1 protein-coding gene is annotated in these 21212 nt (G+C 70.6%); it reads left to right on the top strand.

The genetic code is table 11. From position 1 onward, the window contains the following. Nucleotides 1–29 precede the first annotated feature (29 nt). A complete protein-coding gene (locus tag NUT86_RS05975) occupies nt 30–21194 on the top strand; it encodes a type I polyketide synthase (RefSeq protein WP_342456226.1) in 21165 nt (7054 codons plus the stop codon). The last annotated feature ends 18 nt before the right edge of the window (nt 21195–21212 follow it).

The raw sequence follows: 21212 nt of genomic DNA, 5'->3' as shown, positions 1-21212 counted from the left end.
TTCTTTCCAGCCTGAGGGGGCCGGTGCAGGTGACGAACAACGAGAAGCTTGTCGAGTATCTGAAGCAGGCGGCGATCGACCTGCGAGAGAGCCGCCGTCGCGTCTGGGAGCTCGAATCCGAGCCGATCGCGATCGTCGGAATGGCCTGCCGGTACCCGGGCGGGGTGTCGTCGCCGGAGGATCTCTGGGACCTGGTCTCCCAGGGCGAGAACGGCATCACCGACTTCCCCGCCGACCGTGGCTGGGATATCGATTCGCTCTACAACCCGGACCCCGGGAACCGCGGTACCTCTTACGTCCGCCAGGGCGGATTCCTGCACGAGGCCGCGGAGTTCGATCCGGCATTCTTCGGAATCTCCCCGCGCGAAGCGCTGGCCATGGACCCGCAGCAGCGGCTGATGCTGGAGGTGTCCTGGGAAGCCATCGAACGCGCCGGGATCGACCCCCTCTCGCTGAAGGGGAGCAAAACCGGGGTCTTCGCCGGAGTCATGTACCACGACTACGGCACCGGGGTTTCCGGCGCGTCGGAGGAAGTGGCTGCCTTTCTCGGTAGCGGTTCCGACGGCAGCATTTTCTCCGGCCGGGTTGCCTATCTGTTCGGACTTGAAGGTCCGGCCGTATCGGTGGACACCGCCTGTTCCTCCTCGCTGGTCGCCCTCCACCTCGCGATCCAGGCGCTGCGGTCCGGCGAATGCTCGATGGCGCTGGCCGGCGGGGTCACCGTGATGTCCACCCCGGTCACCTTCGTCGACTTCAGCCGGCAGCAGAACCTGGCGCGCAGCGGTGAGGTCAGGGCATTCGGAACGGGTGCCGATGGCACGGTGCTCTCCGAAGGCGCCGGCATTCTGCTGGTGGAGCGGCTCTCGGACGCCGAGCGCAACGGTCATCCGATCCTTGCGGTGGTGCGGGGTTCGGCGGTGAACCAGGACGGTGCGTCCAACGGCATGACCGCGCCGAACGGCCCCTCGCAGCAGCGCGTCATCGACCAGGCGCTCGCCAACGCAGGCGTGACCGCCGGCCAGGTGGACGCGGTGGAGGCGCACGGCACCGGTACGACGCTCGGCGACCCCATCGAGGCCCAGGCGCTGCTCGCCACGTATGGCCAGGACCGCCCGGAAGACCGGCCCCTGTGGCTGGGTACGGTCAAGTCCAATATCGGACACAGCCAGGCCGCGGCCGGTGCGGCCGGTGTCATCAAGATGGTCATGGCGCTTCGGAACGGTGTGCTGCCCAAGAGCCTGCACATCGACGAGCCGTCGTCACATGTGGACTGGTCCGCGGGCGCGGTGGAGCTGCTGACGGAGGCCAGGCAATGGCCCGAGAGCGATCAGCCCCGTCGGGCGGGTGTGTCGTCGTTCGGCATCAGTGGGACGAACGCGCATGTGGTGTTGGAGCAGGCGCCTGAGGTGGAGCGGGCGGAGTCGGTTGCTGCGGTGGTGGCGGGGCCGGTGCCGTGGGTGCTGTCTGCTCGTTCTCCGCAGGCGTTGGTGGGTCAGGCGGAGCGTCTTGCGGCGTGGGCGTCGGGGCGTGCGGAGCTGGGGCTTGCTGACGTCGGGTTTTCTCTTGCGACCAGTCGTGCGGGGCTGGAATACCGTGCCGTGGTCTCGGGTGCGGACCGGGAGTCGCTGCTTGCGGCTCTGGGGAATCTGTCTGCGGTGACTGGTCCTGTGGCTGGTCCGGTGGCTGGTGAGGGCCGGGTCGGTGTGTTGTTCACCGGTCAGGGTGCGCAGCGGCTGGGGATGGGCCGGGAGCTGTATGAGACCTATCCGGTGTTTGCGCGGGCCTGGGATGAGGTGTGTGCGGAGCTGGATGGTCTGCTGCCCGTGCCCTTGGCAGAGGTGGTGTGGGGAGAGGGAGACCTGCTCGACCAGACGCAGTACGCCCAGGCGGCACTGTTCGCACTGGAGGTCGCGCTTTACCGTCTCGTCGAGTCCCATGGTGTGACGCCGGATGTGCTGCTGGGTCACTCGATTGGTGAGGTGACGGCTGCCTATCTGGCGGGTGTGTGGTCGCTGGCGGATGCGGCGAAGCTGGTCGCGGCGCGTGGGCGGTTGATGCAGGCGCTGCCGGCCGGCGGTGTGATGGTGTCGGTGCGGGCGTCGGAGGACGAGGTCGCACCGCTGCTGGAGGGCCGGGAGCAGGTCGGGATCGCTGCAGTCAACGGTCCCGAGTCCGTCGTGCTCTCGGGCGCCGAGGTCGAGGTCGAGCAGGTCGTTGCTGCCCTGGAGGCCGAGGGCCGCAAGGTCAAGCGGCTCCGCGTGAGCCACGCCTTCCACTCGCCGCTCATGGAGCCGATGCTGGCGGACTTCCGTGCGGTCGTGGAGCAACTCACCTTCGCCGACGCCCACTTGCCGGTGGTGTCGAATGTGTCCGGCCGTCTAGCCGAGCCCGCTGAGCTCCGCGACCCGGAGTACTGGGTGCGGCATGTCCGCGAGGCCGTCCGTTTCCATGACGGTATCCAGGCCGCGTACGCCGACGGCGTGACCACCTTCCTCGAACTGGGCCCGGACGGCGTGCTCTCCGCCATGGGACAGGACTGCCTTCGTGAGGTCGAGGGCACCCCCGCGGCCTTCCTTCCCGGTCTGCGCAAGGACCGGTCCGAGCCGGAGTCCGTCCTCCAGGCGCTGGGCGCTGCCTATGCCCGGGGCGTCGTGGTGGACTGGGCGACGTTCTTCCCCGGCGCGCGGCGGGTGGCGCTGCCGACCTATGCCTTCCAGCGCCAGCGGTACTGGCTGGACCGCAGCGGCGTGGGCACCGGCGATATGACCTCTGCCGGTCTGGGCCCCGCGGATCACCCGCTGCTCAGCGCCGCCGTCGCCCTGCCGGATTCGGACGGCTTCCTCTTCACCGGCCGGCTGTCCCTGGCCACCCACCCCTGGCTGGCCGACCACGCCGTACTCGGCGCCGCCGTGCTGCCGGGCTCGGCCCTGGTCGAACTCGCCATCCGGGCCGGGGACCAGGTCGGCTGCGACCTGCTGGAGGAACTCACCGTACGGGCGCCGCTGATCCTGCCCGAACGCGGCGGAGTGCAGCTCCGGGTCGCGCTCGGCCAGTCCGGAGTGGACGGTCGCCGTGAGGTTGCGGTGTTCGCCCGCGATGAGGAAGCGGTGGACGAGGCCTGGACCCGGCATGCCGACGGAGTGCTGGCCGCCGGTTCACCCGCCGGAAGCTTCGACGCGCCGGTATGGCCACCGGCCGACGCGGAGGCCGTCTCCGTGGAGGGGCTCTACGGGGAGCTGGCGGCGGCCGGCTTCGGGCACGGGCCGGTGTTCGGCGGCGTGCGCGCGATGTGGCGTCGTGGCGATGAAGTCTTCGCCGAGGTTGCGCTTCCCGAAGAAACAGCCGATCAGGCGGGCGAGTTCGGGTTGCATCCGGGATTGCTGGACGCTGCCCTGCAGCCGGTGACCGGCGAGCTGCGGTTGCCGGTTTCCTGGTCCGGGGTGCGGCTGCATGCGGTCGGCGCGGTGTCGTTGCGGGTGCGGCTGACCAAGGCCGGTGCCGGCTATGCGCTGACCGCGACGGACGAGGCCGGCGGCCTGGTGGCCTCGGCGGACGCGGTGGCATGGGAGGCGGTCTCCGCCGAGCAGTTCGCGCACACCGATGTGCGACACCGGGATTCGCTCTTCGGGGTGGAGTGGTCGGTGTTGCCGCTCGGGTCTGGTCCGGTGGCGGGTTCGTGGGCGGTGCTGGGCGATGACGTGGCGTTGGGTGCGTCGACTGCGGACGTGCTGAGTGAGCTGGTGGAGGTGCCGGAGTGTGTGGTGCTTGCGGTGCCTGGCGCGGAGGGTGCGGATGGCTCGGATGGCGCGGAGGGTGCGCTGGACGTGCCGGCGGCGGTGCGTGCCGTGGTGGGCCGGGTGCTGGAGAGCGTCCAGTCCTGGCTGGCCGATGAGCGTTGCACTCGTTCGAAGCTGATAGTGGCGACTCGCGGTGCCGTTTCGGTGGCGGGGGAGCCGCTGGACGCGGTGGGTGCCGCGGTATGGGGTCTGCTGCGCTCCGCACAGACCGAGAACCCGGACCAGTTCGTACTCCTCGACCTTGATGAGCGTCAGACCTCGGTGGAGGCCATTGCCGCGGCGGTTGCTTCGGGTGAGCCGCAGTTGGCGGTCCGGGACGGGGCTGTTTCCGTGCCGCGGCTGGTTCGGGCTGTTCCGTCCGAGGCCGAGCGTGCGCCGGTGTGGGACACCGACGGCACGGTGCTGATCACCGGTGGTACGGGAACGCTGGGTGCGCTGTTCGCCCGGCATCTGATCGCTGAACACGGGGTCCGCAGCCTGGTGTTGACCAGCCGTCGCGGCCTGGAGGCTGACGGCGCCCGTGAGCTGCAGTCCGAGCTGACCGAGCTGGGTGCCCGGGTAGATGTGGTCGCCTGCGACGCCGCTGACCGAGAGGCACTGGCGGCGCTGCTGGCCGGCATCCCGACCGACATGCCGCTGACCGGCGTGGTGCACACGGCCGGTGTCCTGGACGACGGCGTGATCGGGTCGCTGACCCCCGAGCGCCTCGACACCGTTCTGCGGCCGAAGGTCGACGCGGCCTGGAACCTGCATGAGCTGACCCAGGACCTGGACCTGACGGCGTTCGTCCTGTTCTCGTCGGCTGCTGCTGTGCTCGGCAGCGCGGGACAGGGCAACTACGCCGCGGCCAACTCCTTCCTCGACGCGCTCGCTCAGCACCGCCGTGCTGCGGGGCTGCCGGGTACCTCCCTGGCCTGGGGCCTGTGGGCGGACGCCAGCGGCATGACCGGGCAGCTGAGCGACACCGACCTGCGGCGTATGGCGGCCGACGGTGTGCTGCCGGTCTCCACGGCCGACGGCGTGGCCCTGTTCGACGCGGCGGTCGGCGCGGAACCGTCGCTGGCCGTACCGATCCACCTCGACTTCCGGGCGCTTGCCGCCGCGCCCTCGGTGCCGGCGATCCTGCACGGCCTCGTACCGATGAGGCGGCGCACCGCCGCGGCCGGCGGCGGTGCCGGTCACACCTTGCGGGACCGTCTCGCCGGGCTGACGAAGGCAGATCAGGACCGTGCTCTGCTGGACCTCGTCACCGCCCAGGTAGCCCTGGTGCTGGGCTACTCCGGCAGCAGTGGGCTCGACGCGTCCCGGGCGTTCAAGGACCTCGGGTTCGATTCACTCACCGCGGTGGAACTGCGCAACCGGATGGACAACGCCACCGGTCTGCGGCTTCCGGCCACGCTGATCTTCGACTACCCCACCCCGGGCGCGATGGTGCGCCATCTCCGGGAGGAACTGCTCGGAGGGCAGACCGCCCTCCCCGCGGTACGGCCCACGGCGGCCGTGGACGACGAGCCCATCGCCATCGTCGGAATGGCCTGCCGGTTCCCCGGCGGGATCGACAGCCCCGAGGCGCTGTGGGACCTGCTGGCACGTGGCGGCGATGCGATCGGTGACTTCCCTGCCGACCGTGGCTGGGACGTGGAGCGGCTGTATCACCCGGACCCGGAGCACAAGGGCACCTCGTATGTGCGCGAGGGCGGCTTCCTCGGCAGCGCCGGGGAATTCGACGCCGGCTTCTTCGGGGTCTCGCCGCGTGAGGCGACCGCGATGGATCCGCAGCAGCGGCTCCTGCTGGAGACCTCCTGGGAGACCCTGGAGAACGCGGGCATCGACCCGACCACCCTGCGCGGCAGCGACGCCGGAGTCTTTGTCGGCACCAACGGCCAGGACTACGGCACGGTCCTCGCCAAGGGTGCGGACAACGCGGACGGCTACCTGATCACCGGAACCTCGGCCAGTGTGGTGTCGGGCCGGGTCTCGTACGTGTTCGGCTTCGAGGGTCCCGCGGTCACCGTGGACACGGCGTGCTCGGCCTCGCTGGTGGCATTGCACTGGGCGATGCAGGCGCTGCGGTCCGGGGAGTGCTCGATGGCCCTGGCCGGCGGTGTCTCGGTGATGTCCACTCCCGACACCTTCGTCGACTTCTCCCGGCAGCGCGGTCTCGCGGCGGACGGCCGCTGCAAGCCGTTCGCCGCGGCCGCGGACGGTACCGGCTGGGGCGAGGGCGTCGGCATGCTGCTCGTGGAGCGGCTCTCCGATGCCCGCCGTAACGGCCATACGGTCCTGGCGGTGGTGCGGGGTTCGGCGGTGAACCAGGACGGTGCGTCCAACGGTCTGACCGCGCCGAACGGACCCTCGCAGCAGCGGGTGATCCGACAGGCGCTGGCGGGTGCGGGGCTGTCCCCGTCCGAGGTGGACGCGGTGGAGGCGCACGGCACCGGTACGCGGCTGGGCGACCCGATCGAGGCCCAGGCGCTGCTCGCCACGTACGGACAGAACCGGCCCGCCGGCCAGCCACTGTGGCTCGGTGCGATCAAGTCCAACCTCGGACACACCCAGGCCGCGGCCGGTGTCGCGGGCGTGATGAAGATGATCCTCGCCATGCGACAGGGGGTCCTGCCCAAGACCCTGCACGTGGACGAGCCCACCCCGCATGTCGACTGGTCCGCGGGCGCTGTCGAGCTGCTCGCGGAAGCACAGGAGTGGCCGGACACCGGCCGTCCCCGTCGGGCGGGTGTGTCGTCGTTCGGCATCAGCGGGACGAATGCGCATGTGGTGTTGGAGCAGGCGCCTGAGGTGGAGCCGGCGGAGTCGGTTGCTGCGGTGGTGGCGGGGCCGGTGCCGTGGGTGCTTTCTGCTCGTTCTCCGCAGGCGTTGGTGGGTCAGGCGGAGCGGCTTGCGGCGTGGGCGTCGGGGCGTGCGGAGCTGGGGCTGGCTGACGTCGGGTTTTCTCTTGCGACGAGTCGTGCGGGGCTGGAATACCGTGCCGTGGTCTCGGGTGCGGACCGGGAGTCGCTGCTTGCGGCTCTGGGGAATCTGTCTGCGGTGACTGGGCCTGTGGCTGGTCCGGTGGCTGGTGAGGGCCGGGTCGGTGTGTTGTTCACGGGTCAGGGTGCGCAGCGGCTGGGGATGGGTCGTGAGTTGTATGAGACCTATCCGGTGTTTGCTCGGGCCTGGGATGAGGTGTGTGCGGAGCTGGATGGTCTGCTGCCGCGGCCGCTGAGTGAGGTGGTCTGGGCGGCAGCCGACGATGGGCAGGAGGGGCTTCTCGACCAGACGCAGTACGCCCAGTCGGCGCTGTTCGCACTGGAGGTCGCCCTCTTCCGTCTCGTCGAGTCCCATGGTGTGACGCCGGATGTGTTGCTGGGGCACTCGATTGGTGAGGTGACGGCTGCCTACGTGGCCGGCGTCTGGTCCCTGGCGGATGCGGCGAAGCTGGTCGCGGCGCGTGGGCGGCTGATGCAGGCGCTGCCGTCCGGTGGCGTCATGGTGTCGGTGCGGGCGTCGGAGGGCGAGGTCGTACCGCTGCTGGAGGGCCGGGAGCGGGTCGGGATCGCTGCTGTCAACGGCCCCGAGTCCGTCGTGCTTTCGGGTGCCGAGGCCGAGGTGGAGACGGTCATCGCCGCTCTGGAGGCCGAGGGCCGCAAGGTCAAGCGGCTCCGCGTGAGCCACGCCTTCCACTCGCCGCTCATGGAGCCGATGCTGGCGGACTTCCGTACGGTCCTGGAGCAACTCACGTACTCCGAGGCTCAGTTGCCGGTGGTCTCCAATGTCACCGGTCGTCTCGCCGAGCCCGCTGAGCTCCGCGACCCGGAGTACTGGGTACGCCACGTCCGCGAGGCCGTCCGTTTCCACGACGGTATTCAGGCCGCGCACGCCGACGGCGTGACCACCTTCCTTGAACTCGGCCCCGACGGCGTGCTGTCCGCTATGGGTCAGGACACTCTGCCGGAGACCGCCACCCTGCAGCCGAGCCTGCGCAAGAACCGGTCCGAGCCGGAAGCAGTTCTCCAGGCGCTGGGCGCCGTCTACGCCCGGGGTGTCGTGGTGGACTGGGCGACGTTCTTCCCCGGCGCCCGTCGGGTGGCGCTGCCCACCTACGCGTTCCAGCGGCAGCGGTACTGGCTGGACCGCGGCGGCGTGGTCGCGGGCGATATGACCTCCGCCGGTCTGGGGGCGGCGGACCACCCGCTGCTGAGTGCCGCGGTGCCGCTGCCCGGGTCCGACGGTTTCCTCTTCACCGGCCGGCTGTCTCTGGCCACCCACCCCTGGCTGGCCGACCACGCCGTCATGGACACCGTCCTGGTGCCCGGAACCGCGCTGGTCGAGCTCGCCATCCGGGCCGGGGACCAGGTCGGTTGCGATCTGCTGGAGGAACTGACCCTTCAGGCGCCCATGATCATCCCGTCGCACGGCGGGATCCAGATCCAGATCACCGTGGGTGGCCCGGACGCTCACGGCCGACGTGAGCTGGCCATGTTCTCCCGTGGCGAGGACAGCGAGGAGCCGTGGACCCAGCACGCGCTGGGGACGCTGACCACTGCGGGTGCCGCCCCGGTTCCTGACCTCGGTGAAGCGTCCTGGCCTCCGGCCGGAGCCGAGACCGTCTCCGTGGACGGCTTCTACGCGGAACTCGTCGCCGCCGGATTCGGCTACGGCCCGGTGTTCCAAGGGGTACGGGCTGCCTGGCGACGCGGCGGGGAGGTGTTCGTCGAGGTCGCGCTGCCTGAGGACGCGGCCGAGGAGGCGGCGGAGTTCGGGCTGCACCCGGCCCTGCTCGATGCCGTACTGCAGACCTTCGGCCTGAGCGAGGAACTCGGCACGGACGGTCCCGGTCTGCCGTTCGCCTGGGCAGGAGTGCGTCTGCACGCCGTTGGCGCGGCCTCCTTGCGCGCCAGGCTGACGCCGACGGGTGACGGTGGGATACGGATCCTGGCGGCCGATGACACCGGCGCCCCGGTGGCCACCATCGACTCCCTGACCACCCGGCCGGTGCCCGCCGCCGGGCAGCTCGTGCGTGCTGGTGGCACACACCAGGATGCGTTGTTCGGCGTGGAGTGGGCGCAGGTCGCCTTGCCCGCGGGGGACGTTGACGGCTCGTGGGCGGTGGCCGACGAGGATGTGGTGCTGGCGGCTGGTCTGGGTGTGGGGGTCCTGGATCCGGCTGCGGAGGTTGTGCCCGGTCATGTGGCTTGGTCCCCGGAAGTGGAGACGGGCGCGAGCGCGGGGGTTCCGGGCTCGGTGCGCGGGGCCACGACCGGGGTGTTGCAGCGGGTGCAGCAGTGGTTGGCGGATGAGCGGTCCGACGGTTCGACGCTGGTGGTGGTGACCCGGGGCGCTGTCTCGGTGGCCGGCGAGCCGGTCGATGTGGCGTCGGCCGCCGTGTGGGGGCTGGTGCGGTCGGCGCAGTCGGAGAATCCGGGCCGGTTCGTTCTGGTCGATGTGGACGGTGCGGCGGGTTCGCTGGAGGCCGTCCGTGCGGGCGTGGCCTCGGGTGAGCCGCAGTTGGCGGTCCGGGACGGGGTTGTCTCCGTGCCGCGGCTGGCGCGGACCGTGTCGTCCGGGGCGGACGGTGCGCCGGTGTGGGACACCGAGGGCACGGTGCTGATCACCGGTGGCACCGGGAACCTGGGTGCCCTGTTCGCCCGGCACCTGGTGGCCGAACACGGCGTTCGCAGCCTGGTGTTGACCAGCCGTCGCGGGCTGGAGGCTGACGGCGCCAGGGAGTTGCAGTCCGAACTGTCCGAGCTGGGTGCCCGGGTCGAGGTCGTGGTGTGTGACGCGGCTGACCGGGAGGCGCTCGGCGAGGTGCTGGCCGGCATCCCGGCGGAGGCGCCGCTGACCGGCGTGGTGCACACGGCAGGTGTCTTGGACGACGGCGTGATCGGGTCGCTGACCCCGGAGCGCGTCCATGCCGTTCTGCGGCCGAAGGTGGATGCGGCCTGGAATCTGCATGAGCTGACCCAGGACCTGGACCTGACGGCGTTCGTCCTGTTCTCGTCCGCTGCCGCTGTGCTCGGCAGCGCCGGACAGGGCAACTACGCCGCGGCCAACTCCTTCCTCGACGCGCTCGCCCAGCACCGCCACGCTGCGGGGCTGACGGCTGTGTCCCTGGCCTGGGGGCCGTGGGCGGACACCAGCGGCATGACCGGCCAGGTCGACGACACCCATCTGCGGCGGATGGCCGCGGACGGGTTCCTGCCGATCGCCGCGGCCGACGGCACCGCGCTGTTCGACGCGGCCGTCGGCGCCGGTGAGGCCGTGGTCGTACCGATCCGACTGGACGCGCGGGCGCTCGCCGCCTCCGGCGCGGTGCCGGCGATCCTGCGCGGAGTGGTGCGGGCTCCCGTACGTCGCACCGCCGCCGAGGCCACCTCGGCCGGTTCGCTGGGCGACCGCCTGCTCGGCCTGCCCGTCGAGGAACGCGAGGAGCTGCTGCTCGACCTGGTGACCACGCAGGTGGCGGCCGTACTGGGCTACGAGAACTCCGGTGCGGTCCGTATCGACCAGGTATTCAAGGACCTCGGATTCGACTCGCTGACCGCGGTCGAACTGCGGAACCGGCTCAACTCGGCCACCGGCCTCCGGCTTCCCGCCACCTTGGTGTTCGACTACCCGACCCCGGCAGCGCTGCTGGACCATCTGCGCGACGAGCTGGTCGGGGACCGGGATCAGCAGGCGGTCACCAGCGTCGCCACCGGCACGACGGTGGACGAACCCATCGCCATCATCGGTATGGCCTGCCACCTCCCCGGGAACGTCCACAGCCCCGAGGATCTCTGGCGCATGCTGGAATCCGGGCAGGACGGCATCTCCGCCTTCCCCGGCGACCGCGGCTGGAACCTCGACGCCCTGTATCACCCGGACCCCGACCACCAGGGCACCTCGTACACACGCGAGGGAGGTTTCCTGGACGGCGCCGCGGACTTCGATCCCACCTTCTTCGGGATCAGCCCGAACGAGGCCCTGGCCATGGACCCGCAGCAGCGCCTCCTGCTGGAAACGTCCTGGGAGGCCCTGGAGAGCGCGGGCATCGACCCGACCACCCTGCGCGGCACCCCGACCGGCGTGTACGCCGGGCTCATGTACCACGACTACGTCCACCAGCTGCAGTCCGTGGGCGAGGGCGTCGAAGGCTTCATGGGCACCGGCAACTCAGGCAGCGTGACGTCCGGCCGGCTGGCCTACTCCTTCGGCTTCGAAGGACCCGCGGTCACCGTGGACACGGCCTGCTCCTCCTCCTTGGTGGCCCTGCACTTCGCGGTGCAGGCGCTGCGGTCCGGGGAGTGCTCGCTGGCTCTGGCCGGCGGGGTGACCGTGATGGCCACCCCGGATACGTTCATCGACTTCTCCCGGCAGCGCGGCCTGTCCGCGGACGGCCGCTGCAAGCCGTTCGCCGCGGCCGCGGACGGTACGGGCTGGGGCGAGGGCGTCGGCATGCTGCTCGTGGAGCGCCTCTCGGACGCCCGGCGCAACGGCCATCGTGTCCTGGCGGTCGTCCGGGGCTCGGCGGTGAACCAGGACGGTGCGTCCAACGGTCTGACCGCCCCCAACGGCCCCTCGCAGCAGCGGGTGATCCGGCAGGCCCTCGCCGGTGCACGGCTGTCCCCGTCCGAGGTGGACGCGGTGGAGGCGCACGGCACCGGTACGCGGCTCGGTGACCCGATCGAGGCCCAGGCGCTGCTGGCCACCTATGGCCAGGACCGCCCGGAGGACCGGCCGCTGTGGCTGGGCTCCATCAAGTCCAACATCGGGCACACCCAGGCCGCGGCCGGCGCCGCCGGCGTGATGAAGATGATCCTTGCGATGCAGCGGGGCGTCCTGCCCAAGTCGCTGCACGTGGACGAGCCCTCCCCGCATGTGGACTGGGCTTCCGGCGCGGTCGAACTGCTCGCCGAGGCGCGCGAGTGGCCGGACACCGGCCGTCCCCGCCGAGCGGGTGTGTCGTCGTTCGGCATCAGCGGGACGAACGCCCACGTGGTGCTGGAGCAGGCACCTGACGAGACGCCGGCGGAGTCGGTTCAGGGTGAGCCTGCTGGGGTCGTGGTTCCGTGGGTGCTGTCGGCGCGTTCGGAGGAGGCGTTGGCGGCTCAGGCGGGCCGGTTGGTGTCCTTTGTGGAAGACCGCCCGGAGCTGGGTCTGGCTGATGTCGGGTTCTCTCTGCTGAGCACGCGGGCGGAGTTGGAGCACCGGGCTGTGGTGGTCGGTGCTGAGAAGGATCAGTTGCTGAGTGGTTTGCGTGGTCTCGCCGGTGGCCTGGAGGGGCCGGGTGTGGTGCGCGGCAGTGTGGCGGCTACGGCGGCTTCTGGTGCGGTGCTGGTGTTCCCTGGTCAGGGTTCGCAGTGGCTGGGCATGGCGGATGAACTGCTCGCCAATTCCCCGGTGTTCGCGGGTCGGATGGCTGAGTGTGGTGAGGCGCTGTCGGAGTTCGCGTCCTGGGATCTGATGGCTGTGCTGTCGGATTCGGATGAGGACATGCTGGCGCGGGTTGATGTGGTTCAGCCTGTGTTGTGGGCGGTGATGGTCTCGCTGGCTGCGGTCTGGGAGGACTGCGGTGTGGTGCCTGCTGCTGTGGTGGGTCACTCTCAGGGTGAGATTGCCGCGGCTTGCGTGGCGGGGATTTTGTCGCTGCGTGATGGTGCCCGGGTGGTGGCACTGCGCAGTCAGGCCATCGGACGGGTTCTCGCCGGGCGCGGTGGCATGGTGTCGGTTGCCGGCTCGCGTGAGGCGGTACAGGATCGCATCGCCAAGTGGGGCGAGCGGCTGTCCGTGGCTGCTATCAACGGCCCGTCGTCGACTGTGGTTTCAGGTGAACCTGAGGCACTTCAGGAGTTGTTGGCGGAGTGCGCTGAGCAGGAGGTACGGGCCCGGCAGATCCCGGTGGATTACGCCTCGCACGGTGACCAGGTCGAGGAGCTGCGTGAGGAGCTCGCCACCGTCCTGGCCGAGGTGAGCCCTGGTGAAGGCCGGATTCCGTTCTACTCTGCAGTGAACGCCGCACTCATCTCTGACGAGGAGCTGGACGCCGGCTACTGGTTCGAGAATCTCCGTAACACGGTGCGGTTCGAGGAAGCGATTCAGGCGCTGCTGGCCGATGGGCACGGCGTATTCGTGGAGTGCAGTGCGCACCCCGTCCTGACGCCGGGAATCGAAGACACCGCGCAAAAGGGAGGCAGCCCCGTCGTGGTGACGGGAACTCTGCGTCGTGAGGAGGGTGGCTGGTCCCGTTTCGCGCAGTCGCTCGGCCAACTCTGGGCGCACGGCGTCCCGGTGGACTGGAGCACCCTGCTGCCGGCCGGACGTCGGGTCGACCTGCCCACCTACGCCTTCCAGCACAAGCGCTACTGGCCCGCCACGGTGGTCGCGGCCGGTGACGCCTCGGGCCTCGGCCAGGCGGACTCTCAGCATCCGCTGCTGGGCGCCGCTGTGGCCCTGCCCGAGTCCGATGGCTACCTGTTCACCGGGCGGCTGTCGCTGGCCACGCACCCCTGGCTTGCCGATCACTCCGTACTCGGCGCCGTGGTGCTGCCGAGTTCGGCGCTGGTCGAGCTGGCCATTCGGGCCGGGGACCAGGTCGGCTGCGACCGTCTGGAAGAACTCACCGTCCTCGTTCCGCCCCTTCTGCCGGAAGGCGGTGGGATCCAGCTCCGTGTCACCGTCGGCGAGTCCGATGCGGGCGGGCGCCGGGAGCTGGCGGTGTTCTCCCGCAATGAGGACGCCGAAGCCGATCTGCCGTGGACCCGGCACGCCACCGGTGTACTGGCAGCGGGAGCTGCACCGGTCGCTTTCGATGAAGCTGCCTGGCCCCCGGCGGGAGCCGACACCCTGACGGTGGATGGGCTCTACGACGATCTCGCCGCCGCAGGTATCACCCATGGCCCAGTATTCGAGAACGTGCGGGCGGCCTGGCGTCGCGGCACGGACCTGTTCGCCGAGGTTGCCCTGACGGAGGAGAACGAGGGCGAGGCGGGCCGATTTGGTCTGCACCCTGCTCTGTTCGACGCCGCGCTGCACCCGGTCACCCACCAGGAAGCCGTGGACGGGACAAAACTCGCCACTCAGTGGACCGGTGTGACGCTGTTCGCCGAGGGCGCGACCTCACTGCGGGTCAAGCTCTCAAGCGTTGGGGACGGTTACGCCCTCGTCGCAGCCGACCACGAGGGCGAGGTGGTCGCCGCGGCCGAATCCATCACCTGGACTGCGGTCTCCGAGGAGGAAGTTGCTGTTGCCGGCCCGAGTCACCGGGATTCGCTCTTCGGGGTGGAGTGGTCGGTGTTGCCGCTCGGGTCCGGGCCGGTGGCGGGTTCGTGGGCGGTGCTGGGCGATGACGTGGCGTTGGCTGCGGCGTTGGGCGCGTCGACTGCGGACGTGCTGGGTGAGCTTGTGGAGGTGCCGGAGTGTGTGGTGCTTGCGGTGCCTGGCGCGGAGGGTGCGGATGGTGCGCTGGAGGTTCCGGCTGCGGTGCGTGCCGTGGTGGGCCGGGTGCTGGAGACGGTTCAGTCCTGGCTGGCCGATGAGCGTTGCACTCGTTGGAAGCTGATAGTGGCGACTCGCGGTGCGGTTTCGGTGGCGGGGGAGCCGTTGGACGCGGTGGGTGCCGCGGTATGGGGCCTGCTGCGTTCCGCGCAGACCGAGAACCCGGACCAGTTCATCCTCCTCGACCTTGATGAGCGTCAGACCTCGGTGGAGGCCATTGCCGCGGCGGTTGCTTCGGGTGAGCCGCAGTTGGCGGTGCGCGACGGGGTTGTTTCCGTGCCGAGGCTGGCGCGGTCGGCGTCGTCGGATGCGGTCAGTGCGCCGGTGTGGGACCCCGAGGGCACGGTATTGATCACCGGTGGTACGGGAACGCTGGGTGCGCTGTTCGCCCGGCATCTGATCGCTGAACACGGCGTCCGCAGCCTGGTGTTGACCAGCCGTCGCGGCCTGGAGGCTGACGGCGCCCGTGAGCTGCAGTCCGAGCTGACGGATCTGGGTGCCCGGGTTGAGATCGCGGCCTGTGACGCCGCTGACCGGGAGGCATTGGCGGCGCTGCTGGCCGGCATCCCCGCCGACATGCCGCTGACCGGTGTGGTGCACACGGCCGGTGTCCTGGACGACGGCGTGATCGGGTCGCTGACCCCTGAACGTGTCGACACCGTTCTGCGGCCGAAGGTCGACGCGGCCTGGAACCTGCACGAGCTGACCCAGGATCTGAACCTGACGGCGTTCGTCCTCTTCTCGTCGGCTGCCGGTGTGCTCGGCAGCGCCGGACAGGGCAGTTATGCGGCGGCGAACACGTTCCTGGATGCGCTTGCTCAGCAGCGTCGCCTCAGTGGACAGCCGGGTACCTCCCTGGCCTGGGGGCTGTGGGCGGACGCCAGCGGCATGACCGGGCAGTTGAGCGACACCGACCTGCGGCGTATGGCCCGGGGCGGGCTCATCCCGCTCGGCCAGGCCGAAGGCACCGCGCTGTTCGACGCGGTCATGGCCACGGGGCAGACGGTTGCGCTGTCCGCACACCTCGACCTGAACACCATCGCCGCCACCGGAGAGGTCCCGTCGCTCCTGCGCAGCCTTGTACGGGTCCGGCGCCGTGCCGTGGCCACCGGCAGCGCAACGGCCGACACCCTCGCCGAGCGACTGCGCCCGATGACCGAGGCGGAGCGCGAGCGGACCTTGGTGGACCTGGTCCGCCGACAGGCCTCCGCCGTACTCGGCTACGACGGCGGCGACGCCGTGGGGACCACCCGGGCCTTCAAGGAACTCGGCTTCGATTCGCTCACCGCGGTCGAACTGCGGAACCGGCTGAACGCGGCCACCGGGCTGACCCTGCCGGCCACGCTGATCTTCGACTACCCGAACCCGGAATCCCTCGCCCGCTATGTGCGCGAGGAACTGCTGGGCACAGTGGCCGCACCGGTCGCCACGGTCCCGGTGGCCCGGCCGGTCGACGACGACCCCGTCGTGATCGTCGGCATGGCCTGCCGCTACCCCGGCGGGGTGGCATCCCCGGACGACCTGTGGCAGCTCGTGACCAGCGGTGGGGACGCCATCTCCGGCTTCCCCGTCAACCGCGGCTGGGACCTGGACAACCTGTTCGGCAGCGATTCCGCCGAAACCGGGAAGAGCATCACCCAGCAGGGCGGATTCCTTTACGACGCGGGCGAGTTCGATGCCGGCTTCTTCGGGATCAGCCCCAGGGAGGCCCTGGCTGCCGACCCGCAGCAGCGGATCCTGCTGGAGGCCGCCTGGGAGACGTTCGAGCACGCGGGCATCGACCCGCTGGCCCTGAGCGGTAGCCAGACAGGGGTGTTCACCGGGATCAACTACCACGACTATGCGCCCGCCGACGGAAACGTACCCGAGGACATCGAGGGCTACCTGACCACCGGTGGCGCGGGCAGCGTGCTCTCCGGCCGCATCTCCTACTCACTTGGCCTCGAAGGGCCCGCGGTGACCGTGGACACGGCCTGCTCCTCGTCACTGGTGGCACTGCACCTGGCGATCCAGGCGCTGCGCTCCGGGGAGTGCTCGATGGCCCTGGCCGGCGGCGTCTGCGTCATGGCCACCCCGGGCAACTTCGTGGAGTTCTCCCGCCAGCGCGGTCTCGCGTCGGACGGCCGTTGCAAGCCGTTCGCCGCCGCCGCGGACGGCACCGGCTGGGCCGAAGGCGCCGGCATGGTGCTGGTGGAGCGGCTGTCGGACGCCCGGCGCAACGGTCATCCGATCCTGGCGGTGGTGCGGGGTTCGGCGGTGAACCAGGACGGTGCGTCCAACGGTCTCACCGCCCCCAACGGGCCCTCGCAGCAGCGGGTGATCCGGAAGGCACTCGCCAACGCCGGACTCGAACCGTCCGAGGTGGACGCGGTGGAGGCCCACGGCACCGGCACGACGCTGGGCGACCCGATCGAAGCCCAGGCGCTGCTCGCCACGTACGGGCAGAACCGGCCCGCCGACCAGCCACTGTTGCTCGGCGCGGTCAAGTCCAACATCGGTCACACCCAGGCCGCCGCCGGTGCGGCCGGCATCATCAAGATGGTCTTCGCGCTGCAGCAGGGGCTGCTGCCCAAGACCCTGCACGTGGACGAGCCCACCCCGCACGTCGACTGGTCCGCGGGCGCGGTGGAGCTGCTCACCGAGACACGGAAGTGGCCGGAGACCGGCCGCCCGCGCCGGACCGGTATCTCCGCGTTCGGGATCAGCGGCACCAACGCCCACGTCATCCTTGAGCAGGCTCCCGTGGACGAACCCGCCAAGACCCAAACCGCCAAGACCGAACCCGCGCCGACCGCCCCGACCGAAACCGTCGAGGCCGAAAACGTCGAGGCCGAATCCCCCGAGACCGGGACGGCCGGTGCGCTGTCCTGGGTGCTCTCCGCACGTACGCAGGACGCCCTGTACGCGCAGGCGGAGCGGCTGGTGGACTTTGCAGCCGACCACCCGGAACTCGCCCCGGCCGACATCGGGTTCTCGCTGGCCACCACCCGAGCGGCTCTGGAGCACCGTGCGGTGATCACCGGACCCGACCGGGATGCCCTGCTGGGCGCGGCCGGACGACTGGCCGCGGGTGAGCACCCCACAGTGCTCGCCGGCGATGGCCGGGTCGGTGTGCTGTTCACGGGTCAGGGTGCGCAGCGGCTGGGGATGGGTCGTGAGTTGTATGAGACCTATCCGGTGTTTGCGCGGGCCTGGGATGAGGTGTGTGCGGAGCTGGATGGTCTGCTGCCGCGGCCGCTGGGCGAGGTGGTCTGGGGCGAGGGAGACCTGCTCGATCAGACGCAGTACGCCCAGGCGGCACTGTTCGCACTGGAGGTCTCCCTCTTCCGTCTCGTCGAGTCCCATGGTGTGACTCCCGCAGTGCTGCTGGGCCACTCCATCGGTGAGGTCACGGCGGCTCATCTCGCGGGTGTCTGGTCCCTGGCGGATGCGGCGAAGCTGGTCGCGGCCCGTGGTCGGCTGATGCAGGCCCTGCCGGCCGGCGGTGTCATGGTGTCGGTGCGCGCCTCCGAGGACGACGTAACACCGCTGCTGGAAGGCCGGGAGCAGGTCGGCATCGCTGCCGTCAACGGCCCCGAGTCCGTCGTCCTCTCGGGCGCCGAGGCCGAAGTGGAAGAGGTCATCACCGCCCTGGAGGCCGAGGGCCGCAAGGTCAAGCGGCTTCGCGTGAGCCACGCCTTCCACTCACCCCTCATGGAGCCGATGCTGGCGGACTTCCGTACGGTCCTGGAGCAACTCACGTACTCCGACGCGCAGTTGCCGGTGGTCTCCAATGTCACCGGTCGTCTCGCCGAGCCCGTCGAGCTCCGCGACCCGGAGTACTGGGTGCGGCATGTCCGTGAGGCCGTCCGTTTCCACGACGGTATTCAGGCCGCGTACGACGACGGCGTGACCACTTTCCTCGAACTGGGCCCGGACGGTGTGCTCTCCGCCATGGGGCAGGACACTCTGCCGGAGACCGTCACCCTCCAGCCGAGCCTGCGCAAGGACCGCCCCGAACCCGGAGCGCTGATCGACGCACTGGGCGGGCTGTGGGCCCGTGGCGCCGCGGTGGACTGGGTCCCGCTGTTCCCGGGCGCGCGTCGGGTGGCGCTGCCCACCTACGCCTTCCAGCGGCAGAACTACTGGCTGCAGGCCACCACGGGGAGCGGAAATGTGTCCTCGATCGGGCTGGGCGCCGCGGACCATCCGCTGCTCGGTGCGGCGGTCACTCTGCCAGATGCCGTGGTCCTCACCGGGCGGCTCTCCCTGACCACGCACCCCTGGCTGGCCGATCACGCCATCATGGACACCGTCCTGCTGCCGGGAACCGCGCTGGTCGAACTCGCCATCCAGGCGGGGGACCAGGTCGGCTGCGATCTCCTGGACGAACTCACCCTGCACGCCCCGCTGATTCTCCCGCCGCACGGCGGAATGCAGCTTCGTGTGACGGTGGGCGAGGAGTCGGCCGAGGACGGCCGCCGCGAACTCGCGGTGCTCTCCCGGAACGAGAACGAGCCCGACCAGGAGTGGACCCGCAACGCCAGCGGCACATTGACCGCTGCCACGGATACACCGGTGCGCTTCGACGAGACCGTCTGGCCGCCTGCGGATGCCGAGAGCATTCCGGTGGACGGGTTCTACGAGGAACTGGTCACCGTCGGCTTCGCGTACGGGCCGGCGTTCCAGGGGCTGCGTGCGGCCTGGCGACGCGGTGACGAGGTGTTCGCCGAGGTGGCCCTCCCTGAGGACACGGCCGCCGAGGCGGCGAAGTTCGCGCTGCACCCGGCCCTGCTCGATGCCGCGCTGCAGACCGTCGGACTGCTCGACGACGCCGCATCGGGGCTGCCGTTCGCCTGGACCGGGGTGCGGCTGCACGCCGTCGGTGCGACCGCACTGCGGGTGCGGCTCTCCCCGGCCGGGGACGGCGGGGTGCGGGTCCTGGTGGCCGACGAGACCGGTGCGCCGGTGGCCACCATCGATTCTCTGGTGACCCGACCGGTGCCGGCCGAACAGCTCGGCACCACCACGCGGCGCGGATCGCTGTACGAACTCGGCTGGAACGTCGTCGAGGAAGCCGCCGAACCCGTATCCGGTAGCTGGACCGTGGTCGGCCCGGACGCCGGGAAGATCGCCGAACCCTTGCGGCGGGCGGGTGTGGACGTCAGCACCTGCCCGGAGCCGGCGAAGGCCGCGGGCCAGGACCCGGCACCGGACGTGGTGGTGCTGCCGGTATCGGTGCCGGTGTCCGGGGCCGACGCGACGCCGGCCGCCGCCCGCGCGGCGGTGCACCGTGTCCTCGGCGCGGTCCAGGCCTGGCTGGCCGAGGAACGCCTCGAAGGCGCCCGGCTGGTCGTCCTCACCCGGGGAGCGGTCTCACCCGACCGGGCACCGGCTGACCTGGCGACCACGCCGGTCTGGGGCCTCATCCGTTCCGCGCAGTCGGAGCATCCGGACCGGATCGTGCTGGCCGACCTCGACGACGAGGACGCCTCGCTGGCGAAGCTGCCCGCGCTGATCGCCGCCGGTGAACCGCAGGCCGCGATCCGCCGGGGAGTCCTCTCGGTGCCCCGCCTCTCGGCGCTCGAACCGGCCGGGCAGGACGGCGCGCCCGTGTGGAACACCGCGGGCACCGTGCTGATCACCGGCGGTACCGGTGTACTGGGCGCCGAGGTCGCGCGGCACCTGGTGACCGCACACGGCGTACGGAACCTGCTGCTGACCAGCCGCAGCGGCCCGACGGCCGCGGGCGCCGGGGAACTGCGGGCCCAACTCACCGAAGCCGGTGCCCGGGTGGAGATCCTCGCCTGCGATGCGGCCGACCGGGACGCCCTCGCCGGAGTGCTGGCCGGTATTCCTGAGGAGGCTCCGCTGACCGCGGTGGTGCACACCGCCGGAGTCACGGACGACGGGGTGATCACCTCGCTGACCCCCGACCGGGTGGACCGTGTGCTGAGCCCCAAGATCGACGCGGCCTGGAACCTGCACGAGCTCACCCGGGAACACGACCTGTCCGCGTTCGTCCTGTTCTCCTCGGTCGCCGGCATCCTCGGCGCCCCGGGACAGGGCAACTACGCCGCCGCCAACACCTTCCTGGACGCGCTCGCCGCGCACCGGAGGGCGGAGGGGCTCCCCGCGGTCTCGTTGCCCTGGGGCCTGTGGGCGCAGAGCAGCGGGATGACCGGAAAGCTCGGCGAGGCCGATCTGCGGCGCATCGGGAGCGGCGGGCTCGTACCGCTGTCCTCCGAAGCGGGCGTGGCACTGCTCGACGCGGCCACCGTGGCCGGTCCGGCCGTGGTGCTCCCGATGGACCTGGACCCGCGGAAACTGGCGGCCTCGGGGGACATCCCCGCGGTGCTGCGCGGTGTGGTGCGGGCACCCGCACGGCGGGCGGCGGCAGCCGGTCCGGCCGTGGCGGAGGTATCGCTGGGCGAGCGGCTGGGGTCGGTACCGCCGGCCGAACGGTCCGGCATGGTGCTCGATCTGGTGCGCACCCATGTCGCCGCGGTCCTCGGACATGCGGAGACCGCGAAGATGAAGGCGGAGCAGCAGTTCACCGAGCTGGGCTTCGACTCGCTGACCGCGGTGGAACTGCGCAACCGGTTGCACACCGCCACCGGTCTGCGGCTGCCGGCCACCCTGATCTTCGACTATCCGACCTCCGCCGCGCTCGCGGGCCACATCCTCGACGAGGTGGTGGCGCATGAACCCGACCCGGTCGCGACGGTGCTGGCCACCATCGAAAAGCTGGAAGCCGGTCTCTCGATGCTGCACACGGAGAGCGGTGACCGAAGGGAAATCACCAAGCGGCTGGAGCGTGCGCTGAGCCAGTACCGCGACGGCGATGCGGCGGAATACGGCGACGACACGGACAGCGATATCCGCGACGCCTCCACCGATGAACTACTGGACGTCTTTGACCGGGAGTTCGGTAACTCATGATCTTCCAGAACATTTTTC

Origin of the sequence: Streptomyces sp. G7(2002) (assembly GCF_028870195.1) — a bacterium.
Lineage (GTDB): Bacteria > Actinomycetota > Actinomycetes > Streptomycetales > Streptomycetaceae > Streptomyces > Streptomyces nigrescens.
Note: the sequence above shows the minus strand (reverse complement) of the source record. Positions and strands in the feature narration are given on the sequence as shown.